Source organism: Nitrospira defluvii (assembly GCF_905220995.1).
Lineage (GTDB): Bacteria > Nitrospirota > Nitrospiria > Nitrospirales > Nitrospiraceae > Nitrospira_A > Nitrospira_A defluvii_C.
In genome coordinates, this window is the sequence record NZ_CAJNBJ010000001.1 from 1,131,381 (window position 1) to 1,152,664 (window position 21,284).

Consider the following 21,284-nt stretch of genomic DNA (forward strand, 5'->3'; position numbering starts at 1 on the left):
ATTTCCTGCCCTGTCACGTATACTGCCTCTCCGGAGTGGAGATCCTTCCATGAACAGTGAGACGATTGTGCAGTTTCTGCGGGAGCACATTCCCGACCTCGTGGCCATCTACCAGTTCGGCTCAGAGGTCCGAGGCGATGCGACCCGGGGCAGCGACATCGACCTTGCTGTTCTGGCCAAGCAGACGCTGTCCGGCGAACAGCTCTTCGAATGGGCTCAGGAGCTCGCGACTCAACTTGGTCGAGATGTGGACCTGCTCGATCTCAAGCGAGCCTCCACGGTCATGCGTGCGCAAGTCATTGCCACCGGCCGCATCCTCGACAGCAGAGAGCATTCCGCTCGGGCCGAGTTCGAAATGTACGCCTACTCCGATTACGCACGGCTGAACGAAGAACGACGGGAGCTACTCAACGACATCAAGACTCGCGGACTCGTGTATGGCTGACGATGTGATCGTGAACAAGGCGGGGAACATCGAACGATGCCTGCGCCGCATCACCGAAGAATATGGCGGGGATCGAAGCAACCTGTTTGACAATCAAACCAAGCAGGATGCGATCGTGCGCAATCTGCAACGTGCTTGCGAGACCGCCATTGATCTCGCCATGTATGTGGTCAGACGTAAAGGGTTGGGACTTCCGCAGGAAAGCAGAGAGGCGTTCGGCTTGTTAGAGAAAGCAGGACTGCTCCCGGCCGAGTTGGCGAGCCGGCTCCAGCGAATGGTCGGCTTCCGCAACGTCGCCGTGCATGACTACACCAGCCTGAATCTGGAGATCCTTCACACCATCATTACCTCGCACCTCGACGACTTTCGCCTGTATTCATCCACAATCGTCAAAGCCTGCGCGTAGCGGGGAAGGCGCGCTTGGCCTCCGTCCGCTGAAAGTCAGTGATGAGGGGACTGCTGCCGTTGCGCGTGGCATAAGCCCAGATCCACTGCAGCATCACGGCGATGCGATTGCGGAAACCAATCAACAAGAACACGTGCACCACCGACCAGAGCAACCAGGCCGGTATGCCGGAGAGGTGCCATCGACCAAACTCCGCCACCGCACGGTGGTGGCCGATCGTCGCCATGCTGCCCCGATCCACGTACCGAAATGGTTCGCGTGGCCGTCTCTGTAAATCGTTCAGGATGTTGCGCGCCGCCTGTTGCCCCTGCTGCAAAGCCGCAGCAGCCAAGCCCGGCACCGGCCTGCCGTTCGCATCGACGAGGGCCGCCATGTCACCGATGACGAAAACTTCGCGATGGCCCAGCACGCTGAGGTCCTGCTCGATGGGCACCCGCCCCGAACGATCCGTGGCTACTCCCAGTGTCTTCGCGAGCGGGGAGGGCGCAACCCCGGTCGCCCAAATCGTCACGTCCGTGGCAATCCACTCGTCTCCTACCCGGATCCGACCCGGTTCCACGGCTCGCACGAGGCTGTCGGTGCAGACTTCGACGCCCAGCTGCTCCAGTTGTTCGGCAGCCTTGCGCGACGAGTCTTCCGAATAGGTCCCGAGAATGCGTGAGGCGCCCTCGTATAGGCAGACACGTGCCTGCATCGTGTCGATGGCCTTGAAATCCTTGGCCAGCGCCAACCGCGCGAGGTCGGCGATGGCTCCGGCCAATTCCACACCGGTCGGCCCCCCGCCGATGACGGCAAAACTCAACGGCTCGTCCCGTCCCGTGAGCTGCGCCTTCTGTTCCGCCCGCTCGAACGCCAGGAGCAAACGGCTTCGGATTTCGACCGCGTCTTCGATCGTCTTCAGGCCCGGTGCATCGGCCTCCCATTCGTCATGGCCGAAGTAGGCATGGCGGGCTCCGGCGGCGAGAATGAGATAGTCATAGGCCACCACCGCGCCGTCGTTGAGTTGCACGTTGCGGGCGGCGACGTCGATCCCAACGACCTCGCCCAGGATGGTGTGCAGATTGCGCGCAGGCTGCAGGATGCGGCGCAGCGAGGAGGCGATTTCGCCGGGAGACAGCACGCCCAGCGCCACCTGATAGAGCAGGGGTTGAAAGGTGTGATGGTTCTTGCGGTCGATCAGGGTGACGGCCACCGCCTCATTCGACAGGCCTTTGGCCGCATAGAGCCCTCCGAACCCCCCGCCGACGATGACGACTTTCGGACAGTGCGGTCCTGTGCTCATCTCGCCTCCCTCTCGGCGGACTCGGTTGTCCATCCTGTCAAGTCATCGCCGCTGGATCCATCACTGCCTCTCAGTACCTCACGAGATCGGTTCACGCCATCTGCCCAATGGTTTTCCGGAGTCGCCCCAACGCGATACCGAAGAAACACGCACCAATCACCGTGAGGCTGAGGAGTTGGGGCCATACCACATCCAGGCCGGCCCCGCGGTACAACACCGCTTGCGCCAGCATGACGAAATGGGTGGTGGGGGCGACCAGCATCACGGTCTGCACAACCTCCGGCATGCTCTCGCGGGGCGTGGCCCCGCCGGACAACATCTGCAGAGGCAACAGCACCAAGATCAGCAACAGGCCGAACTGGGGCATCGAGCGCGCGACCGTGGCCAAGAAGATCCCCAGCGACGTGGTGGCGAACAGATGCACGGCCGCGCCGGCGAAGAACAGGGCGAGCGATCCCTCGATCGGCATCGCCAGTAATCCCTGCACGATGAACAGGAGTGAGAAGGCACAGGCGGCGAGGACGACCAAGGCCATCGGCCAGACCTTACTGGTCATGATCTCCAACGGCGTGACCGGCATGACCAACAGATGCTCGACGGTGCCGCGCTCACGCTCCCGGATCAGCGCGGCACCGGTAAGGACGAGCGACAGCATGGTGACGTTGTTGATGACCTGCATCACCGCACCGAACCAGGTTTGGGTCAGCGAGGGATTGAAGCGGGCGCGGAGCGCCAGATCCACCGGTGGCGCGGCACCTCCGCGAGAGCGCCGGGCGAACTCGTTCGCTTCGTCGCTGATGATGGTCTGGATATAACCGCTGCCGACAAAGGCCTGGCTCATGCGGGTGGCATCGACGTTGAGTTGGATCGTCGGTACCCGACCAGCCAGCAGGTCGCGCTGGAAATCCGGCGGAATGTTGAGCGCGAAGGTAAACAGGCCGGCGTCCATGCCTTCGTCCATGCCGGCCTGCGGAATCAACGTCGGCACAAGGAAGTGCGGGGGATAAAACGCGCCGACGATTCGCGTCGAAAGCGGCGACCGATCCTCGTCGACAATGGCGATCGGCGCCTTGTTGAGTGCTTCCGGCATCGCCGTCGCCCCGACATAGATGGCAAGCGAGAAGGAGTAGGCGATCAGGATCAGCAGTCTCGAGTCACGGGCCAGACTGCGCAACTCTTTGATTCCAAGATGCAGGATATTGGCGGCGCGCAATCAGGCCTCCTGTTTTTTTAAAAGAGCGACGCAGAGGCCCATCAAGACCGGCACAGCCAGCGCCAATGACAGCAGAGCAGGCTGCAACTCCTCGAATCCCAACGCCTTGGAAAACGTCCCGCGGGAGATGGTCAAAAAATGGGTCGTCGGATAGAGACGTCCGATGAGGGCGCCAATTCCCTCCAGCGAAGAGACCGGATCGATCAGGCCGGAGAACTGTGTCGCCGGGAGGATGGTCAGTATCGCGGTGCCGAAGATGGCGGCAATCTGGCTGCGCATAAAGGCGGAAATCAAGAGTCCCACGGCGGTGGCGGAGATGACATAGAGCAGCGCCGCCGTCGACAGGGCGAGAAAGCTTCCGGTCATCCGTACACCGAACAGAGTGACCGCGAGCGCGACCAACAGCAGGAAGTTGAGCATGGCCAGCAGGATGTAGGGCAGTTGCTTGCCCAGCAGGAACTCCAGCCTGGTCACCGGCGTCACATAGAGGTTCACGATCGAGCCCATCTCCTTGTCCCGGACGACGGAGAGCGCAGTGAGCATCGCCGGGATCAGCATCAACAGAATCGGAATCATCCCCGGCACCATCGCCACCAGGCTCTTGACGTCAGGGTTGTAGCGAAAGCGGGTCTCGATGTTGACCAACCCGGCGGACAGGTTCTGCCCGAGCCGGCGTGAAGCCGCGTCAGCCAGCCAATGGGCGTGGATGCCTCGGACATAGCCCTGCACGGTTTCGGCGCGTTGCGGCATGGCCCCGTCGATCCAGGCGCCGATCTCCACCCGATCGCCTCGGCCCAGATCGCGGGCAAAGCCGGGAGGGATTTCGAGCGCGAGGCTCAACTCTCCGCTCCGCATGCGCCGGTCCAATTCGGCGTAGTCGGAAATGGGCGCGTGCTCGATGAAATAACGAGAGCCGGCAAGGTTCAGCGCATAGTCGCGACTGACGGTCGTCTGGTCACGGTCGAGCACGGCAAAGGTCAGATCCTCGACATCCATGTTGATGCCGTACCCGACGATGAACATCAGCATGATGTTGCCGAGGAGCGCCAGCGTGGCGCGGATGGGATCCCGTCGCAACCCGAGGGCCTCGACACGGGTATAGCTGAACAGGCGGCCGAGATCGAACCCCCGCCTCTTTTTGTGACCGATCGGGGCTGCTGCCGGAGGAGCAGAGCGGACAGGGATCTGAGACGGCACCGGGTCTGCGGGCAATGACGGCTCCTTCGCCTTGTCCTGCGCCACAACCTCTTCCAGTAAGTCGACGAACGCATCATCCAAGCTCCTCGCCCCGCGCTGCTCCGTCAGTGCGACAGGCGAGCCGGTGACGAGCACTCGGCCCGCATGCATCAGCGAAATGCGGTCACAACGCTCCGCCTCGTTCATAAAATGAGTCGAGATGAAAATGGTGACTTTGTCCCGGCGCGCGAGGTCGATCATAATTTGCCAGAAGGCATCGCGGGCGATCGGGTCGACGCCGGACGTGGGTTCGTCGAGGATCAGCATCTCCGGCCGATGGATCATCGCTACTGCCAGAGACAGGCGCTGGCGCTGGCCGAGCGGCAAGGCGTCCGGCCTTGTGTCGATCACGTCGTCCAGATCGAACCGTTCGGCCATAGCTTCAACTCTGTCGCCGATCTCCTGTTCGGGCACATGGAACAGCCGGGCATGCAGCGCCAGATTCTGACGCACCGTCAGCTCCGAATACAGCGAAAAGGATTGCGACATATAGCCGACGCGTTGCCTGGCTGTGAGATCTTTCGGGTCCACCGCCTTCCCGAATAACCAGGCCCGTCCCTCGCTGGCCGGCAGCAGGCCCGTCAGCATTTTCATGGTAGTGGTCTTGCCGCACCCGTTCGAGCCGAGAAAGCCGAAGATTTCCCCTCGTTCGATACGAAAGCTCACATGATCGACCGCAACGAAGTCGCCGAAGCGCATCGTCAGGTCCTTGGCTTCGATTGCGATATCGCCGTCGTCGCCGGTGCGGGGCGGGGTCACGACTTTCCGGTGGCCGCGTCGCTCTTCCTCCGGCAGCAGCGCAATAAAGGCTTCCTCGAGAGAGGCGGTCCCGCTGCGCGCGAGTAACTCATCGGGTGAACCGGTAGCCAGCACGCGGCCGGCATCCATCGCCACCAACCAGTCGAGCCGGGCGGCCTCCTCCATATAGGCCGTGGACATGAGCACGCTCATGCCAGGCCGGCCGGTGCGGATGCGCTCGACCAATTCCCAGAACTGGCGCCGCGACAGGGGATCGACCCCTGTGGTCGGCTCGTCGAGGATGAGCACATCCGGATCGTGAATCAACGCGCAGCAGAGTCCGAGCTTTTGCTTCATCCCGCCGGAAAGCTTGCCGGCCGGCCGCTCGCGGAACGGAGCCAGGCCAGTGCTGTCGACGAGGTCCTCGATGCGTTGGGCCCGCTCGATCTCGTGGTGGCCGAAGAGCCGACCGAAGAAGTCGATGTTTTCGAATACGGAAAGCGTCGGATAGAGGTTCTTCCCCAGACCCTGCGGCATGTAAGCGATACGCGGGCAGACCGCCAGGCGGTGGCGCGGTTCGGCCATGTCCCCGCCGAGCACGTCAATTCGGCCCACCTGGATCGCGCGGGCTCCGGAAATCAACGAGAACAGGCTCGACTTCCCCACGCCGTCCGGTCCGATCAGGCCGACCATTTTCCCCGCCGGCACATCGAGGCTGATCGCGTCCAGGGCGAGCCGCTTCCCATAACGCAGACTGACGTCGCGCACGCGTACGACCGGCGCTTCTTCCAATGTCGACACGGGGGCTGGCTGATCGTAGCTCATTGCGGCAGCTTGACTTGCAGCGCGGCAGGCCACTCGGCCCGTGCATTGAGACGGACGTAGGCCATCCCAGGCAAGCCGGTCTTGACCTGATGGATATGTTTCTTGAGGAGTTCCGGGTCGATCTGGGCTTTGACCCGGAACATGAGTTTCTCTCGCTCACTGGCAGTTTCAACCGTCTTGGGCGTGAACTGGGCGGCATCGGCGACAAACGACGCTTTCGCGGGGATCACGTACTGAGGCACGGCATCAAGCACCAACCGCACCTCGGAACCGATCGAGACCCGGCCGGCGGCGGCGGTGGGGAGGAAGAAGGTCATGTAGACATCGGCCAGATCAAGGAGGTTGAGCACCTTGCCGCCGGCGCCGATCACCTCGTGGGGCTGGGCGATGCGATGCTGCACACGGCCGTCCCGGGGCGTCTTCAGCGCACTGTCGTTGATGTCGGCCTGAAGTCGCTCGATAGTCGCCCGAGCCGCCTCGACGACGGCTGCTGCCTCCAGCACCTGGGATCGGGCCGTCGCGATCGCGGCGTCCGCCGCCGCCACCTGCGCCTTCGCCGCGCCGACCGCCGCCTGCGCGCCCTTGGCCGCGGCGCGCGCGTCGTCTAGTTCCTGAAGGGCGATGGCCTGATCGGACGCGAGTGGTTCGGAGCGCGCCTGGCGCTTTTGCGCCAGCCTCAGCTCGGTTTCACGCTGCGCCACCACAGCCAGGGCCGCGGTTTTCTCGGCCTCGCGCTGCGCCACCAGACTACGGGCCCGTTCCACGGCACTCTGCGCCTGTTGAAACTGCGCCTCCGCCTCTCGGCGTTGGGACTCAAGCACATCCGTGTCCATATGCGCGACGATCTGCCCGGCTGTGACGAAGTCGCCCTCGTTGACGAGAATGTCCTTGATGCGCCCGGGCATCTTGGCGGCGATGTCGATCTCCACCGCCTCGATGCGGCCGTTGCCAGAGGCAAATCCCTCACCGAGTGTGCTCGGCTGGACATAGTGCCAAGCCAGAAAACCGAGTCCCGCCACAACCCCAATGAATCCGATCCCCGCGAGCCATCGCCGATTCCACTCGATCATTCCGATCTCCGATGATTGATATGGAGGATGCACCGACGCATGCGGTTTAGACCAAACGGGCTATGGCGCGTCCGCACCCCGATCCGGTGGCGCCCTTCGATGCAATCTTCAACGTCACCTCCGGCTCTCCATCGACCCTCTTGCCGAGTCTCTAATGCCCGCCGATGTCGGCCCGGTGCATGTCGATGACTGTTCCCGCTTCATTCAGTTCGACGGTGACCAATTCGCCTTCTTCCATTCCCTTTGTCTTCTGTCCTTCTTCCGCCAGCGGAAACACTTGCTCGCCGTCGGGCGTTTGCAACTTGATCTGCTTGTTCATCCGACCGACGTGGATGAGTTTACCTGTCACCTGTCGATGCGTGCCTTCTTTCCCTTTGAGGTGCATGTCGACGATGTAGTTGTTTTCGTCCAACACGACGATGACTTCATCCCCCGCTTTGAACGGCTCCTGTCCGTGACGTCGAGCCATGTTTGCATTGAGCTGGTGTATCGCGCCGTTCGGTGTCGTCACCACGAGCGCTCCGGCTTTCTTCGTGACGACGCTGGCGAACTGCGTGTGGCCTTGCGCAAGATGCTCCGAGCCGGTCGCCGCATGAGCGACAGGCGAGGCAATGGAGAACGCGGCCAGTACCGTCGCCAATGCGAGGCACCGAAACGTCTGACAATTCATGATGGTCCCCCTGCGGTCTCAAACCTAGTGTCGTTCGGTTACAAGCCAAGGCGGACGATCGGCTTGATCGTGATGCCCTTCTCGCTGTCTTCGGCGGCCTGATTGATCTGATCCAGGTTATAAAATTTCACCAGTTTGTCGAATGGGAATCGTCCCTGCTGATAGAGTTCGACGAGGCTTGGAATAAACAGATCCGGCACGCTGTCGCCTTCGATGATTCCGATAATCCGTTTGCCTGTCGTCATGACGCCGTTCACATCGAAGCTGGCTTCGGTGCCCAGCGCCGGAGCGCCGACGATGCCACACACGCCTCTAATTGCCAAGGCATCGATCGCCTGGCGCAGCACGGCGGGACGTCCGCTCGATTCAAGCGTGAAATCTGCGCCGCCGCCGGTAATCTTCCGGACCGCTTCAACGGGATCGGTCTCGCGGCTGTTCACGGTGTGGGTCGCTCCAAGCTCCTTGGCCAGAGCCAGGCGCGACGGAACGACATCCGCGGCGATGATCGTGGTTGCTCCAGCTACACGCGCCGCCATCACGGCGCTTAAACCGACGGCGCCGCCCCCGAACGCGGCGAAGCTGCTGCCGGGACGAACCTTCAAGCCATTCATCACCGCTCCCGCGCCGGTTTGGATTCCACAGCCGAGGGGACCGAGCAATTCCAGCGGCGCATTGTTGGGAACCTTCACGACATTACGCTCGTGAGCGAGTGCATAGGTGCCGAACGACGACTGTCCGAAGAAGTGGTCGTGAACCACTCCCTGCTCATCGTGCGTCGCGGTGCTGCCGTCTTCGCGGGCGCCCCCGAAATTCAACGGGTAGAAATTCGCGCAGTAGGTCAGGTCGCCGTTCAGGCAAGGTTTGCAGTGGCCGCACCACATGTAGGTCAGCACCACGTGGTCGCCCGGCGCAATTTTTTTGACGTTGCTGCCCACTTCTTCGACGATGCCCGCTCCCTCATGCCCTAACACAACAGGAAGCGGGACGGTGTAGAGCTGATCGCGCGCGACCATGTCGGTGTGGCACATCCCGGTCGCGACGATGCGAATCAAGACCTCGTCGGGGCGCGGTTCCTCCAAGGTAAGCGTTTCGACCTGGAACGGTCCGCCTTTCTTACGGACCACCGCTGCCTTAATCTTTCTGCTCTGCCTCTTGGATATCGTCGCCATGTGTGTGCTCCTTCATGCGCGATTGGTGATGGCACTGACCGGAATGAACGGCTTGGTTATCGGATGCCGGATTTGCCCGGCGCAAGAATTCCATTGGGATCGAGCGCCTCCTTGAGCGTCTTATGGACGTGGCGTTGCACAGGACCATAGGTGTGCGCGACCTTATCCATGAAGGCCGTGTTGACCCGGTAGGTGCCGTACCCTTCATTTGAGAACTCGGTCAGCAACTCATCAAAACACTGGTAGGCGGCCTTTGTCATGGCCGGATCCGTTTTGTCATAGAGCACGTCCACGATGTGGTGCATGTCACGCATGCCCACGATGAACTCGCCGGAATAGTCCAGTCCGTATTTCCCCAGAATACGTTTGGTCATGGCCATTTGTTTGAGGGTCTCGCTTCCACGCGCCTGCGAGACCGGGGCGAACCACATGGAGCCGCCGCCGCCGCGCCAGTTGTAGAGCGAGAATTCCTTGAGAGTCATGTCTCCGCGCATCAGTGCGGCGCGATACTGGAAGGCCGGATCGTCAGCCGCTTCCTGTTCCGTCAGAATCTTTGCCTTACCGGATTTGCTGAACGAGTCCGTCACGATCTTCCAATTCACGTCGATCTGTTCCTGCGTGCCGTACAGCGCCGCATAGACATTCCAGGCCCCTAGCTTGTGGTCCTTCATGATCTGCCGCACCGCGTCATCGGTGATCGCCCCGGTGCCTGTCACATAGTCGCTCCGCTTGGCCTTCGTTGGCGCTTCATAGAGCGCATGGGCGATCACGATCGCATTGGGGATGACCCCGCTGATGCGAAGCGGCCTAATAGTCTCGACGATTTCCACGATATCGTCTTCATTCTCGTACTGAATGACGAACGGTTTGAAGGCGGGAGGGGCGGGCATCAGCCAGAATCCGAATTTGGTCACGATGCCGTAATTGGATTGGGTAAAGATCCCATCCAGATACGGTCCATATCCCCACTTGAAGACCTGCCAGGTGTTGGACTTCGGCAGCGAGCCCATCCCCGTGCGCAACACCTCGCCGTTCGCGAGGACGACTTCCATCCCGCAGGCAAAGAGAAAATGTTCTCCATAGGGCGTATACCCGACGCCGCGATCCAACGTATTGCCGGTCGGCCCGGCAATGGCAGAAGGGGCGGGACAGGAGAGCCAGAGCGGATACTTGTGTTCCTGTATGTAATCGTAGAGCTGTTTGTACGTGACACCCGGTTCGACGAGGGCGAAACAGAGATCCGGATCGACTTCCAGAATGCGGTTCATCCGTTTCAGATCGAGCACCACCTGACCCCGTTCGGCCGGCGCGGCAGAACCATACCCGAAGTTCCGACCGGTCGAGATCATCCAGATCGGGACTGTATATTTGTTGCAGACCGCGACAATCTTCTGGATCTGTTCGACCGTCGTAGCCTGGAGCGCGGCCGAAGGAGTATGGTCCGCGTCCGGGACCGGCATCATGGTCTTGATGTAAGGGGCAAGCTGTTCCGCCGTGACAAGGACGGAATCCTGGCCCAGGATACTGCGGAATTCGGCGATCGCTGCCTCAAAGGTTTTCTCCGAGACACCTTTCGGTAGCGCGATAAATTTGCTGGCCATGCTGATCCTCCTGTGCGCCTAAAGATCCATCACGAATGAGACGAATCGTTGTGTGGAACGCAATGGATTAGGATTGAACGTTCGAGAGACGAACGCGCGGGTAGAGCAGACTTCCTGAACCTCATTCACCCCAAGAGCCGAAGCCGCCACCGCATAACCCACGGATTCCACCCACTGTCGAGACTGCCGCGAGACCGTTTCACTTGCAGAGATGGGGGGTGGGATGGGCGTCCATCCCTCACCTCCAGTCAAGCCCAGCTGTGCACATCCTTCCAGGAGCGACAGTCCCGAACAGTGGAGATGCATCGCGTCGGATCCGGCACGCCGATAGGAGGAAAATCCCGATGCAGACCAGCCGCTCGGCATGCTCGTGGCAGATGATTCGTTGAGGAAGCTTTCGGTAATCGAAAAACTTTCACGTGCCGCGATGAGTCGGGAAGCGAGGAAGCCACCAACACCCTGAGCAGATGAGGCCGTGAGCCACGTATGCCGAAGCGAGCAGGCCTGGTCGTTCACTGAAGCATGAGAACCGACTGAGAGGAACCGACCTCCGGATGTCCGCGCCAGTTCCTGAAACACCGCCGCACTCGCGTCGTCCATGACGGCAATCCAGCGCGCTCCGCTCGTCTGTTCAAGCAATGACACGAGCGTGCCAGGAGCGGACAGGAGTCCACCGTGCACCTTCATCATTTCCAGCTCATCGTATTCCACTTCCTGACAGGCCGCGCGGACACCGTTGGCAAACTGGTCGTCCACGTTGTTGTCTCCCAGGAAGAGCAGACACCGCTTGGGATTCCTGGTCGGCCTGTCCGCAAACGCCCACGACGGAGTCCCGAGCGCCAGCAGAGCCCCTCCCGCCAACAAACCTTTCATGAGGCTGCGTCGATCGATATCCATGTGGTGAGCCCTCCTTACTGGTTGGCTGCGGCTTTCGAGACATACTCGGCCACCCTCGCCAGCGACTCGTCGTCGATCTCCGCGGCGCGAAAGGATGGCATAGCACGGTTACCGTGGCGGACGATGAATGTGATGTAGGCGGGAGCAAGGCCACGCCCGCGAATGGTCGGGCCGACCTTGGCCTCATGACAAAACGCACAGACCTTCGCATAGACTTCGGCCCCGTCTTTCCATTGGAACCCAGGTTCGGGAGCCTCTTGAAATGTGGCCTCTGCGATGCTGAGCACATTCCCCACCACCACGAATGCCGTCAGGATCAAGGCCGGCACCGTCCATACTACTTTTAACGCTTGCATGGCGTCTCCTCCCTATCCAATCCGACCTCTACTTTCTCGCAAGCCACGGAGCTGCTCCTCTCGAACTTCTCGGCAGCAATCGTCCTGCATATCCTAAGCCAATCAATAGGGGGCGGTGGGAAGATCGCGCACAGCCCCCTCATCGATTCGACGAATGGCCCGATCCTCACCAGCACATAGCGAGCATGTCACCATTCAGACCGGGACGATCAAAAACGGCACTGTCTTTGAGGCGTCGGTGTCGGCTGGCGGGGGCATCGTTGTCGGCGCTTACGAGGAACGCCGACAACAACGGGATGAAGGCATCTTGAGTCAGTAGCCCGCAAATTTTTCAGTGCGAACATCGCTGTCTTCGATGCGGGCCTCTTTCAACATCGCCCGTAGCGCGGTCACCATACCTGGCGGGCCGACCACGTAGTAGATCGGCTTCTCCACATTCACGAGATGTTTGGAGAGCAGCGCCGCATTGATGTACCCCGTCTCGCCCTGCCAAGGTCGGGAGGATTTCTCGGGTTCGGTCATGGTGCCCACGAAGCGATAATGAGGATTCTTGTCCTGCAAAGCCTGTAGCTCCTCAAGGAACGGCGCATCCTCCGGTCGCCGATTGGAGTAGAACAGCACCATGGGGTGCGATGACCGCTGCATCGCCGCCTGCACCACCATGCTGCGAAACGGTGTAATGCCGATTCCGCCTGCCAGAAAGACGGCGGGGCGGGTCTGGTCGGCATGCAGCACCAACTTTCCGAACGGCCCTTCCATCCGGACAGTTGAGCCGAGAGGCATACGCTGCAGTTCGCGCTTGAAGGCGGTATCGCGAAGCCGGGTGGCGACCATCAGGATCGATTCCTGCGGTGCGCTCGCGATGGAAAAGGCCCTGGTATTTCCCGCCGCATCGGTCTCAGAAGGCTGCGGCAGCGTCAGGTCGACAAACTGACCCGGCGTGAAGGCAAACTGCGTCGGCTTGTCGAAGTAGAACGCCATCGTCCCTTCCGCCACCAGCCGGCGCTCTGTCAATGTGACCGAATACCCGCTCTCACCCGCCGCCTCACTCATGATTCACCTCTCGTGTCACGCGCTGCACGCCGGTCAACCAGGAGCTCAAAGCGACTTGTGGGTCCCGTCGCAGAACGGCGGGTTCTTGGTGTGCTTACACTGGCACAACGCCACGGTTTTCTTTTCGGTTGTCGTGAACTCCATAGGCGTGAAACTGGTTCCCTTGTGAGACCCATCACAAAACGGTTGCTTCTTCGAGCGCCCGCACCGGCACCAATAGTACGTCCCGGCTTCCAACTCCATGACCGCCGGCTGCTTCGCTGCAATGACTGGTTCTTCCATGCTCTGCCCTCCTGTTTAATTGAATGTTTTCATTTCCACACGCATTCTTGCCCCACCGGGCTCCGATCGCTCATACGCGTCAGAGGCAAATCTCCTGCCATCTCCAGCAGGCGAGGAGCTCGCTCTGTCACTTGCCGGTACCATGAGAACCGACACCGTTGAGGAGAAATGCGCCAGCCTCCGTCTGCGTCCTGCAGCAGAAAGGGGCACGGGTGATCCAGCCCGGCACGTGTCGACCAGACCTAGGTCCTTTTTCCCATCCTGCTAGAGCGACAGTGGCTTGATCGGCGACACGACCGCCGCCGGGTTGTTCTTCCACAAGGCCTCATCGGCATCCACGTAGACCTCGACTTCGTTGCCGTCCGGATCGCGGAGGTAGAGGCTCTGGCTCACGGTATGGTCGCTCATGCCGTCGATGACGACACCTGCCGCTTCCAGTTCCTGTTTCGCCGCACGAAGCTCATCCAGGCTGTCGCCGACCTTGATACCGATATGATAGAGCCCGCGCCGTCGGCCTTGCGGAGGAGCCGGCGCATCGCCGACTTGAATCAACAGCAACTCGTGATGCGTCCGACCAGAGGTCAGTGCCGCAGCGGCGCCGTTGAAAATCCGCCCGACTTCCTGAAAGCCCAGGAGATCGCGATAGAACGCCAGCGAGCGCTGGAGATCCTTGACGTAGAACACCACATGCCCGAGATAGTGCGCCTTCATGATTTCCTTTCCTGTTCGTGAAGCGTCGCTCGGCTCTCGTCCTCACATGACGGCGAGTGTCCCTTTCACACGATCCACCTACGATGGTGCCCGTAGGATCGGACGGCCGTTACCGGAGCAAGGCCCTGACCGCCGCATGCGCCAGCACCACATCCGGCTCACGCTGCAACGCATCGTAATAATGTCTACCGAAACCATCGCCCTCTTCCGAGGGCGTTAACATGGTCCGTATGGAGTCGATAGCCACGGTCATCTCCGTCCGATCCTCGATCTCATCTTGCTCCGACAATTCATCGATCTTGACCATCAATTGAGACAAGGGCCGCAGCCAGGCGAACCATGCGTCACCCAACACGAGCTGAAAGAATGCGCCGCTCGTCTCGATCCGCCCATGCACCCGTTCATAGGAGACCCGTTCGCTGTCCAGCAGAGCCTTGTGCAAGCGCAGCAACGACCGCGACAGGTTACCCAAATGTGCGCGCATGTGATGGTCGCCCGGCATGATGTCGCCTCCTTGCGAATCGGTCTCGCTCATCCTGTTGGTTCACTGTCGAGTTGGTGCGCCTTCCGGCCGCCACGGGCCAGTGGTGGCTCGGCCAGCCGTCCCTCGACCATCAGCCGCGCCATCTCCACGGCGCGGGAGACCAGCGCCTGCGCACCATCCCGCAATTCACGGCTGCGCTGCACTTCGGAATTGTTCCGTTCCATGTCTTCCGCGCTCCATCCCCGTGAATGGGCGATGAACGGGAATTGAGGAAACTGGCAGCCGACCTCAGCAAAGAAGGTCATCATTTGTCCCGCAACGCCCTGCACATTGTCCTGCCCGCCCATGATGATGAACGCGGCCACCTTGTTCTTGAGCAGATGCCGGTTCGCGACCGTCTCCTGGTTCTGAATGCAATTCATGCGTTCAACCATTTTGTAGTAGAGACTGCTGGCGCCGCCCCATCTGATCGGGGTGGAAACCAAAATCACGTCCGCCCAGTGCACAACCCCTTCGTACACCTGCTCCATCTGGTCGGCCGGATCCATCTGGGTAATGGAACAGGGCCAGGTGCAGGCTTCCGCCGCCTTGGAATAGAACCCTTCACAAGGCCTGAACGACAGGTCGCGCAGCTTGATGAGCCGCGTGTCGGCCTGGAGTTGCTCGCGCGCGTGTCCCAAGGCGACTTCCAGTAGGGCGTCGGAGGCGCTATAGCGCGGTTGGTCGACCGTCATCGCCGTGGTGGCGAGGCCCAACACGCGAATCGGACCCTCGCCGCGCACGATCGGACGGGCCAAGGGATGGGATGTCTTCGGTAACTTCTTCCGCTTGGTGGCCGACGCCAGATCGACGTACAGGCGTCCCCCGTCAATCATCAGCGAATAGCTGGGCACGCAGTCCCCCTCATACCCCGGTTCACCCTGACCCGTCTGGCGATGAAATTTCCAGTAGTGCCAGGGACAGACCACATAGTCGCCGTCGAGCCGACCCTGTCCCAGCGGCCCGCCGATGTGATTGCAGATGCCCGAAATGGCCGCAAACCTGCCGTCGTGATAACTCAGGGCGAGTGTGGTCTTGCCACAGACGACTTCCTGCAGCGGCTTCTGCTTCAGCTCGTCGACCTGACCGACTTCAGTCCAATTCGCATCCGGCACGGGATCTCCCTCTCAGGTGAAGCGTAGACGACCGGGACTAGCAGGCTGCGGAAACACTCGATGATTGCGTCATACGTCGCATTTCGCACACGGGCCGTCTCGCGTCAGAATCGCCCGCAGGATGTGCAAAAGGGCCGTCCAGCAAGGCCGCAGCGAAGGCAGAGGCGAATCGTTCATTCTTACCCGCCCACCCCGAGCCTGCCAAGACAGGCTCTTGTCCCGTGGCCGTATGGTGAGCCTCTGAGGTGCGCGAGACGACGAATAAGTCGTCTCATGATTGCGCACGGGCGTGAGTCGGTGAGCGCCCAGTGTCTTGCGAGAACGCCGCTGGCGGACTTTTTCCGCATCCTGCTAGAAACGCTTCTCTTCCAGATCGTACACATCGAAGTAGGTATACACCGGGCGATGCGTCGGCACGTATTTCGGGATGTAGTCTTCCATATAGGCCTGCACCGACGGAGCCATCTCGGACAGACGCAGGTCCCGCATCTTGTTATTCCACTCAATGATGGCCTGTCGGTCTTGCACCTTGCTGTGGACCTTGAGCCATGTACCAAGCTCTTCGTCCGTCGCTCCGGTTGCCACGACCTCCTTGAACTGGTCAGGAGCGATCCCCGTATAGGCGAATAACAGGCTCGCCAGGGAACAGGGCCAGTAGTTGTACTCCCCATTGATGCCCAACAAGAACGCCCGGCATTTATCCGCGCAGCGAGCAGCGATCACATATCCGCCGAGCATTTCCCTCGGGCTGCGAGGATAGGTCTTGGTGAGATCCTTCGCCAGCTTGCGGACCTGTTCCATACCAATCATGTGGTCGCTCCTTTTCCTGCTCTCGTGCGCGAGGGCTTGGAGAATGTGATGCCCGTTTTTTGAACTTCCTGATAGGGGAGGAGCCACACCAATGACTCATCCGACAGGTCGCCGACCTGGATACGATTCCCCCAGGGGTCGCGGAAATCACAGCGGAAATGCGGCGCCATCTTCAATTTGTATTTCTTGGTGAGTTTTCGCCGTACCTCTTTGATCTGCTCCGCATCGCGAACCATCAACCCGAAATGCTTCACGCGGTCAGGCTGCAACTGCTCGACTTCAAAAATGGCCATGAATTGATGCTCGCCGAGCTTGCACCATGCGGCGCCTTCGCCACCGCGCAACATTTCGAGCCCGAATACATCCGAATAAAACTTCACCGCCTCCTTGGCGTCGGTGACTTCAATGACGATGTGGTTACATCCGTAGACGTGGACCGCCATGTTCGTTGCTCCTTACGCACTCGCCTGGTTGATCGCGGCGACAAATGTCTCGACCGGCTGCGCCCCCGACACTGTGGCCTTTCCGTTCAAGACGAAGTAGGGGACGCCTCTGATCCCCAATTGCCGCCCACGGGCCTCTTCCTGTCGCACGCCCTCCACCCCGTCGTTCGACTCCAGGAACCGACCAACCGCCGCCCCGTCCAATCCAGCCCCGGCGGCCAGCGAGATCAGCTGGTCGGCCTCACCCACATTCACGCCCTCCATGAAATACCCGTAAAACAAGGCCTCGACCAACGCGTCTTGCCGACCCTGTTGTTGAGCAAACCACACGAGCCGATGCGCATCGAACGTGTTCGGGGTGCGCGTGATTCGGCCGAACGCGAACTCGATGCCTGCACTGACTCCTGCGACGGTGATGCGATCGTGGATCGCTTGCACCTCTTCCGGCCCGCCGAACTTCGTCTCGAGATACACACGGCGATCTATACCGACTTTGGGCATGGTCGGGTTCAGCTGGAACGGGCGCCAGAAGACACGAGCGCGTTCTTGCGCCTGCGCCGATTCGAGCGCCTGTTCCAACCGCCGCTTCCCGATGTAACACCAGGGGCAGACCACGTCCGAATAGATGTCGATGGTGAGCGATCTCTCGCTCATGACAAATGGCCCATCTTTCCGGCCTGGTAATCATGCACCGCCTGAATGATCTCTTCTCGCGTGTTCATCACAAACGGTCCATACCGCGCAATCGGCTCCTCGATCGGCTGACCGCTCATCACGAGCAGGGTGCTGTCCTGCTTGGCCTCGAGCGTCACCCGCTCACCGCGCTTCCCGAGGAGTGCGAGTTCCACGTCGCCCACGGCTTGCGTGCCGTTCACCACGACCTGTCCGTGCAGCACAAAGACCGACGAATTAAACCCGTCGGGCAATGCCAGTTCCACCTGGTGCCCCGCCGTCAGCCGCACATCATACAGATGAACCGGGCTGAACGTCCTCGCAGGACCGTTCACGCCCCGAAACGTGCCGGCGATCACCCGAAGCCGGCCGGCGCCTCCGCCAAGATCAACTGACGGGATGTCTTCCTTCACCAACGTCTGATACCGTGGCGTCGTCATTTTGAAGGCCTTCGGCAAATTCACCCACAGCTGAATGCCTTCCAGCAACCCACCCTGCCGTGCGAATTCCTTTTCGTGCAGCTCTTCATGCACGACCCCGGATGCGGCCGTCATCCACTGCACATCACCGGGCCCGATGACACCGCCGCTGCCCGTCGAATCCCGGTGCGCCACCTTTCCATGATACATGATCGTCACCGTTTCGAACCCGCGATGCGGATGTTCTCCCACCCCGCGTTGTCTGGCGCTGGGCGGAACCTGGTCGGGCCCCATATAGTCGAGCATCAAGAACGGAGACAGCTGTTCGTCGACACCGGCGCCCGGAATCATATTGCGCACAGGAAATCCATCACCCACCATATGATGCGAGCCCGGCTGATAGACACCGACCAGTTCTTTCGTTCCGATTGTCTCTGTGTGCATCTCGGCCTCCTTTCTTACGCCATCCCTCGCGCGGCTTCGGCTAAGGAGATGGTTCCGCGCACCACTGCCTTGGGAAACTCATACCCGATCGTGCCCTTGGAGAAGGAGGTGTACATCTCTTCGAACAGCCTTGCCGCCTCATCAGAAAACCCGAATGAGGTCATGGTCGGCACGACAGCACTGAGCGGCGCAGCCTGTGACTCGACCTTGCGCCCGAGGATCCGGCCGAATTCCACCGCCACCTGCTCCGGACTGTACTCCTCCGGGCCTGCAAGTTCCACAATCTCATGCCCCGATCCACCGGCCATCAATCGCTCCGCCGCCACCCGGCCGATGTCGCTCGTCGAAATCATCGGTATGCTGGCCTGCGGGGGTATGAAGGTGGGGAGCACCCCCTGTTCCCTCGCCATGCCGAGACCAATCGCCCAATTCTCCATGAAATAGCACGGACGCAACACCGTCAGATTGCGCGTCACCACACCCAACTGTTGCTCACCATACCGAACTGCTCGGATCGGCCCGGTCCCATCCGGAAGCTGCGCGCCGACAGACGACAACAATAGGACCTGTGCCACACCGCCGGCTTTCACCGCTTCCGCCGCCTGGTCCACCCGTTTCCGCTGTTCCGCGATCCAGGATGAGGCGCCATAGTTTGGCGGAATCAGCAGATACAGACCTGAAGCGCCTTGCACGGCTCGCGTCAAGGCCGGCACATCATCCAGCGAAGCGACAGCCACCTCCGCCCCCTTGGTGCGCCATGCCGCGCCTTGGTCAGCCGATCGCACCACCACCCTCACCGGCTGCTTGCGCGCCAGCAATGTCTCTGCCACAACCTTTCCCGTATGTCCGGTCACTCCCAGTACGACAAACATTGCTCTCGCTCCTTTCCCCCGTCAGTCAAGTCGGCCCGCCACGAGCTTGTCCAGCACCCGGCTTCCGTCATCGGCAAGGCCGCCGCCTTTCCGACCGGCTCTCATCAGAGTCAGTATAATAGTTCTAGTTAGAACAAAGTCAACCCCTCGCATGCGATCGAGCATCGCTGGATGGTTCGAGGGCCGGTGACTCTCGACTGGCGGCACACCGAGCCGGGCACCACGCGCCGGAGCATCTTATCCTCGTGGAGGACACGAACAGGAGAGGATGCAAGCGTCGCGCCGACAGTCACAGCGGCGAGGGAATTGGAGCAGAGCACACCTATTCACTCACGAAGGCAGGCGGTCTGAGCACGCCGGACGACGCCAGCAACAGGATGGGGAGTGATTTCAGGGTGACGAATCGGGGTGGAACGGCCAGGCGGCGGGAGACTGCGTTACTTTCGGCTCTTGATCGCCCGCTCCACCTCGCGCCCCGCTTCACGCGCCTTGATGGATTCACGACGATCGTACTGTTTCTTTCCCTTGGCCAACGCCAGTTCCACCTTGGCATGCCCACGCTTCGAAAAGTAGATACGTAACGGCACGAGGGTCAGACCCTTGAGCTGAGTCTTCCCGATCAGCTTATTGATCTCCTTGCGATGCAGGAGCAGCTTCCGCTTGCGAAGCGGATCATGATTCATGAGGTTGCCGTGCGAATAGGGGCTGATGTGACAATGATTCAAATAGACCTCACCGTCATCGACCGAGGCATAACTGTCTTGCAGGTTCACCCGCCCTTCTCGCAGGGACTTGACCTCCGTCCCCCGTAAGATGACGCCGGCTTCGAATTTCTCCTCGATAAAATAGTCGTGGTAGGCCTTCCGGTTGGTGGCCACTACCTTGAATTGATCGTCTTGACCCTGTGTCTTCGTCATCGTGGTTCGCCGGCGGCTATTTCCGCCGGGCGCATTTTGTTATGATGCCCCATGCGAGGACAGAGCAGGCTCGATTCATTCGGTACGATTTTGGCCGGGGTGGCTCACCGGCTGGGCCTGGAGAGCAAACTCTTCGAGGCCCGTCTGCGACGTCACTGGCCTGAAATCGTGGGCGAGCCCATTGCCACGCACACACGCCCTGACCAAGTCCGCTTTAAGAAGCTCTACATCCTCGTACACAACTCGGTCTGGCTGCAACAACTCACCTTCCTCAAACCCGAGCTGCTGGACAAGGTCAACTCGATGGCCGGAGAGAAGCTGGTGACGGAACTCGTGCTGCGCATCGGAGACGTGTCCCTGGACCGCGCCTCACAGCCGATGGCATCAGCGCCCGAGGCCGGACCGCCGCAGCCGAGTGCCGAACTCCTTCGAGAAGCGACACTGCATACACAAGGAATTCAGGATCAGGCTCTGCGCGAACAGCTGGCGGCCGTCATGGCGCAGGCGTTGGCGATGACACCGCCGGACTCTTCGCGGCGGGCCCCTTAAACAACTGCCGCGAATAGACCGCGGTTGCCGCGCTGTCTTTGCCTTTGGGAACCGGTCCGATCCGGCCCTCTTCTTCCTGCTCGTCCAGCTTGTAAAACCCTCGCACTGATCCTTCGAATCCGTCCCGCACCGCCGGGTCTTCGCCCGTCACATACTTGTGCAGCATCTCGGGCTCCGTCCACCCCTCATCCGTGAAGACGTATATCGCGATACGTTGGTAGCGCCCTTTCGGATCATCTCCGGTAGTCGGACGGATTTTCATCGGGCCGAAATTTCGTGTCTCCGCACCGACCTTGCGGAAGCGTTCGAGCAGGGTTTCGATTTCGGTGTCGCTGGTCCAGGGCGGGACGTGCACCGCCACGATTGAGCCTTCCTGGGAGCCGATGCTGTAGGGAGGAATGGAACGATCAGGCCGGCTCAGAAACATGCCGCCCCAAATTAACGCAAAGGAGCAGAAGAGCACCCCCAGCGCCATCTTCACCACCGTATCCAGCGGACGCTTGGCAGGGGGGCCGGCGGGAGCCGCGGCCGGCGGCGGAGTCTGATGATTCATGACCATGGTGAAG

The 21,284-nt window shown here is 60.8% G+C and carries 25 protein-coding genes; 4 read left to right on the plus strand and 21 right to left on the minus strand.

The window, feature by feature from the left end; translation table 11 throughout:
- The first annotated feature begins 49 nt into the window (after window positions 1-49).
- Both mntA and hepT read left to right on the plus strand, forming a co-directional pair.
- Window positions 50-445, plus strand: a complete 396-nt coding sequence (gene mntA / locus KJA79_RS05475; protein ID WP_213040971.1) for a type VII toxin-antitoxin system MntA family adenylyltransferase antitoxin — start codon at window positions 50-52, stop codon at window positions 443-445.
- Entirely contained in the window at window positions 438-851 is a 414-nt protein-coding gene (hepT, locus tag KJA79_RS05480; protein ID WP_213040972.1) for a type VII toxin-antitoxin system HepT family RNase toxin, read from the plus strand. Before mntA ends, hepT begins: the two co-directional genes overlap by 8 nt.
- Here hepT and KJA79_RS05485 read toward each other — a convergent pair.
- From KJA79_RS05485 to KJA79_RS05525, 9 genes are all read right to left on the minus strand, one after another.
- Complete coding sequence (locus tag KJA79_RS05485; protein ID WP_213040973.1) at window positions 835-2,133, minus strand: NAD(P)/FAD-dependent oxidoreductase; 1,299 nt, start codon at window positions 2,131-2,133, stop codon at window positions 835-837. The two genes, hepT and KJA79_RS05485, sit on opposite strands and share 17 nt — an antisense overlap.
- Window positions 2,134-2,224: 91 nt before the next feature.
- Window positions 2,225-3,346, minus strand: coding sequence for an ABC transporter permease (locus KJA79_RS05490; RefSeq protein ID WP_213040974.1), 1,122 nt, complete (start codon window positions 3,344-3,346; stop codon window positions 2,225-2,227).
- The gene (gene rbbA, locus KJA79_RS05495) at window positions 3,347-6,145 is read right to left on the minus strand and encodes a ribosome-associated ATPase/putative transporter RbbA (protein ID WP_213040975.1); all 2,799 of its coding nucleotides are present in this window, start codon (window positions 6,143-6,145) and stop codon (window positions 3,347-3,349) included. It abuts the gene before it with no gap.
- Window positions 6,142-7,215: an HlyD family secretion protein gene (locus KJA79_RS05500; RefSeq protein WP_213040976.1), complete on the minus strand. Its 1,074-nt coding sequence runs from the start codon at window positions 7,213-7,215 to the stop codon at window positions 6,142-6,144. The genes rbbA and KJA79_RS05500 overlap by 4 nt, the downstream gene beginning before the upstream one ends.
- 151 nt (window positions 7,216-7,366) lie before the next feature.
- Complete coding sequence (locus KJA79_RS05505; RefSeq protein WP_213040977.1) at window positions 7,367-7,885, minus strand: hypothetical protein; 519 nt, start codon at window positions 7,883-7,885, stop codon at window positions 7,367-7,369.
- Between the two features lie 38 nt (window positions 7,886-7,923).
- A complete protein-coding gene (locus KJA79_RS05510) occupies window positions 7,924-9,054 on the minus strand; it encodes an NAD(P)-dependent alcohol dehydrogenase (protein ID WP_213040978.1) in 1,131 nt (376 codons plus the stop codon).
- Between the two features lie 56 nt (window positions 9,055-9,110).
- Window positions 9,111-10,655 carry an FAD-binding oxidoreductase gene (locus KJA79_RS05515; RefSeq protein WP_213040979.1) on the minus strand — a complete coding sequence of 515 codons (1,545 nt, stop codon included), beginning with the start codon at window positions 10,653-10,655 and terminating at the stop codon, window positions 9,111-9,113.
- An 18-nt stretch (window positions 10,656-10,673) separates the two neighbouring features.
- The gene (locus tag KJA79_RS05520) at window positions 10,674-11,552 is read right to left on the minus strand and encodes a twin-arginine translocation signal domain-containing protein (RefSeq protein ID WP_213040980.1); all 879 of its coding nucleotides are present in this window, start codon (window positions 11,550-11,552) and stop codon (window positions 10,674-10,676) included.
- Window positions 11,553-11,566: 14 nt separating this feature from the next.
- A complete protein-coding gene (locus tag KJA79_RS05525; RefSeq protein ID WP_213040981.1) occupies window positions 11,567-11,908 on the minus strand; it encodes a c-type cytochrome in 342 nt (113 codons plus the stop codon).
- Between the two features lie 154 nt (window positions 11,909-12,062).
- On the opposite strand from KJA79_RS05525, the gene KJA79_RS05530 reads away from it, so the two are divergent.
- Window positions 12,063-12,227 (plus strand): hypothetical protein, encoded by a 165-nt coding sequence (locus KJA79_RS05530; protein WP_213040982.1) that lies wholly within the window; start codon window positions 12,063-12,065, stop codon window positions 12,225-12,227.
- On the opposite strand, the gene KJA79_RS05535 is transcribed toward KJA79_RS05530, so the two are convergent.
- The 11 genes from KJA79_RS05535 to smpB all read right to left on the minus strand — a co-directional run bounded on the left by KJA79_RS05535 (window position 12,221) and on the right by smpB (window position 20,169).
- Window positions 12,221-12,961 carry a ferredoxin--NADP reductase gene (locus tag KJA79_RS05535; protein WP_213040983.1) on the minus strand — a complete coding sequence of 247 codons (741 nt, stop codon included), beginning with the start codon at window positions 12,959-12,961 and terminating at the stop codon, window positions 12,221-12,223. The genes KJA79_RS05530 and KJA79_RS05535 overlap by 7 nt on opposite strands.
- Before the next feature lie 45 nt (window positions 12,962-13,006).
- Window positions 13,007-13,243: a CDGSH iron-sulfur domain-containing protein gene (locus KJA79_RS05540; RefSeq protein ID WP_213040984.1), complete on the minus strand. Its 237-nt coding sequence runs from the start codon at window positions 13,241-13,243 to the stop codon at window positions 13,007-13,009.
- Between the two features lie 264 nt (window positions 13,244-13,507).
- Complete coding sequence (locus KJA79_RS05545; protein WP_213040985.1) at window positions 13,508-13,954, minus strand: VOC family protein; 447 nt, start codon at window positions 13,952-13,954, stop codon at window positions 13,508-13,510.
- A 109-nt stretch (window positions 13,955-14,063) separates the two neighbouring features.
- On the minus strand, window positions 14,064-14,456 hold the full coding sequence (locus KJA79_RS05550; RefSeq protein ID WP_213040986.1) for a hypothetical protein: 393 nt from the start codon (window positions 14,454-14,456) through the stop codon (window positions 14,064-14,066).
- 29 nt (window positions 14,457-14,485) lie between these two features.
- On the minus strand, window positions 14,486-15,592 hold the full coding sequence (locus KJA79_RS05555) for a Rieske 2Fe-2S domain-containing protein (RefSeq protein ID WP_213040987.1): 1,107 nt from the start codon (window positions 15,590-15,592) through the stop codon (window positions 14,486-14,488).
- Between the two features lie 351 nt (window positions 15,593-15,943).
- The gene (locus KJA79_RS05560) at window positions 15,944-16,402 is read right to left on the minus strand and encodes a DUF5069 domain-containing protein (RefSeq protein WP_213040988.1); all 459 of its coding nucleotides are present in this window, start codon (window positions 16,400-16,402) and stop codon (window positions 15,944-15,946) included.
- Complete coding sequence (locus tag KJA79_RS05565) at window positions 16,399-16,845, minus strand: VOC family protein (RefSeq protein WP_213040989.1); 447 nt, start codon at window positions 16,843-16,845, stop codon at window positions 16,399-16,401. The genes KJA79_RS05560 and KJA79_RS05565 overlap by 4 nt, the downstream gene beginning before the upstream one ends.
- A 12-nt stretch (window positions 16,846-16,857) precedes the next feature.
- The gene (locus tag KJA79_RS05570) at window positions 16,858-17,499 is read right to left on the minus strand and encodes a DsbA family oxidoreductase (RefSeq protein WP_213040990.1); all 642 of its coding nucleotides are present in this window, start codon (window positions 17,497-17,499) and stop codon (window positions 16,858-16,860) included.
- On the minus strand, window positions 17,496-18,380 hold the full coding sequence (locus KJA79_RS05575; RefSeq protein ID WP_213040991.1) for a pirin family protein: 885 nt from the start codon (window positions 18,378-18,380) through the stop codon (window positions 17,496-17,498). The genes KJA79_RS05570 and KJA79_RS05575 overlap by 4 nt, the downstream gene beginning before the upstream one ends.
- Before the next feature lie 14 nt (window positions 18,381-18,394).
- Window positions 18,395-19,252: an NmrA family NAD(P)-binding protein gene (locus KJA79_RS05580; RefSeq protein ID WP_213040992.1), complete on the minus strand. Its 858-nt coding sequence runs from the start codon at window positions 19,250-19,252 to the stop codon at window positions 18,395-18,397.
- 437 nt (window positions 19,253-19,689) lie between these two features.
- Window positions 19,690-20,169 (minus strand): SsrA-binding protein SmpB, encoded by a 480-nt coding sequence (gene smpB, locus KJA79_RS05585; protein ID WP_213040993.1) that lies wholly within the window; start codon window positions 20,167-20,169, stop codon window positions 19,690-19,692.
- Between the two features lie 51 nt (window positions 20,170-20,220).
- On the opposite strand from smpB, the gene KJA79_RS05590 reads away from it, so the two are divergent.
- A complete protein-coding gene (locus tag KJA79_RS05590; protein ID WP_213040994.1) occupies window positions 20,221-20,718 on the plus strand; it encodes a DciA family protein in 498 nt (165 codons plus the stop codon).
- Here KJA79_RS05590 and KJA79_RS05595 read toward each other — a convergent pair.
- On the minus strand, window positions 20,663-21,271 hold the full coding sequence (locus KJA79_RS05595) for a hypothetical protein (RefSeq protein WP_213040995.1): 609 nt from the start codon (window positions 21,269-21,271) through the stop codon (window positions 20,663-20,665). The genes KJA79_RS05590 and KJA79_RS05595 overlap by 56 nt on opposite strands.
- Window positions 21,272-21,284: the final 13 nt, after the last annotated feature.

Coding starts and splice junctions, on each gene's coding strand:
- mntA (WP_213040971.1), top strand. CDS start 50: ATGAACAGTGAGACGATTGTGCAGTTTCTGCGGGAGCACATTCCCGAC.
- hepT (WP_213040972.1), top strand. CDS start 438: ATGGCTGACGATGTGATCGTGAACAAGGCGGGGAACATCGAACGATGC.
- KJA79_RS05485 (WP_213040973.1), bottom strand. CDS start 2,133: ATGAGCACAGGACCGCACTGTCCGAAAGTCGTCATCGTCGGCGGGGGG.
- rbbA (WP_213040975.1), bottom strand. CDS start 6,145: ATGAGCTACGATCAGCCAGCCCCCGTGTCGACATTGGAAGAAGCGCCG.
- KJA79_RS05500 (WP_213040976.1), bottom strand. CDS start 7,215: ATGATCGAGTGGAATCGGCGATGGCTCGCGGGGATCGGATTCATTGGG.
- KJA79_RS05505 (WP_213040977.1), bottom strand. CDS start 7,885: ATGAATTGTCAGACGTTTCGGTGCCTCGCATTGGCGACGGTACTGGCC.
- KJA79_RS05510 (WP_213040978.1), bottom strand. CDS start 9,054: ATGGCGACGATATCCAAGAGGCAGAGCAGAAAGATTAAGGCAGCGGTG.
- KJA79_RS05515 (WP_213040979.1), bottom strand. CDS start 10,655: ATGGCCAGCAAATTTATCGCGCTACCGAAAGGTGTCTCGGAGAAAACC.
- KJA79_RS05520 (WP_213040980.1), bottom strand. CDS start 11,552: ATGGATATCGATCGACGCAGCCTCATGAAAGGTTTGTTGGCGGGAGGG.
- KJA79_RS05525 (WP_213040981.1), bottom strand. CDS start 11,908: ATGCAAGCGTTAAAAGTAGTATGGACGGTGCCGGCCTTGATCCTGACG.
- KJA79_RS05530 (WP_213040982.1), top strand. CDS start 12,063: ATGGCCCGATCCTCACCAGCACATAGCGAGCATGTCACCATTCAGACC.
- KJA79_RS05535 (WP_213040983.1), bottom strand. CDS start 12,961: ATGAGTGAGGCGGCGGGTGAGAGCGGGTATTCGGTCACATTGACAGAG.
- KJA79_RS05540 (WP_213040984.1), bottom strand. CDS start 13,243: ATGGAAGAACCAGTCATTGCAGCGAAGCAGCCGGCGGTCATGGAGTTG.
- KJA79_RS05545 (WP_213040985.1), bottom strand. CDS start 13,954: ATGAAGGCGCACTATCTCGGGCATGTGGTGTTCTACGTCAAGGATCTC.
- KJA79_RS05550 (WP_213040986.1), bottom strand. CDS start 14,456: ATGCCGGGCGACCATCACATGCGCGCACATTTGGGTAACCTGTCGCGG.
- KJA79_RS05560 (WP_213040988.1), bottom strand. CDS start 16,402: ATGATTGGTATGGAACAGGTCCGCAAGCTGGCGAAGGATCTCACCAAG.
- KJA79_RS05565 (WP_213040989.1), bottom strand. CDS start 16,845: ATGGCGGTCCACGTCTACGGATGTAACCACATCGTCATTGAAGTCACC.
- KJA79_RS05570 (WP_213040990.1), bottom strand. CDS start 17,499: ATGAGCGAGAGATCGCTCACCATCGACATCTATTCGGACGTGGTCTGC.
- KJA79_RS05575 (WP_213040991.1), bottom strand. CDS start 18,380: ATGCACACAGAGACAATCGGAACGAAAGAACTGGTCGGTGTCTATCAG.
- KJA79_RS05580 (WP_213040992.1), bottom strand. CDS start 19,252: ATGTTTGTCGTACTGGGAGTGACCGGACATACGGGAAAGGTTGTGGCA.
- smpB (WP_213040993.1), bottom strand. CDS start 20,169: ATGACGAAGACACAGGGTCAAGACGATCAATTCAAGGTAGTGGCCACC.
- KJA79_RS05590 (WP_213040994.1), top strand. CDS start 20,221: ATGCGAGGACAGAGCAGGCTCGATTCATTCGGTACGATTTTGGCCGGG.
- KJA79_RS05595 (WP_213040995.1), bottom strand. CDS start 21,271: ATGAATCATCAGACTCCGCCGCCGGCCGCGGCTCCCGCCGGCCCCCCT.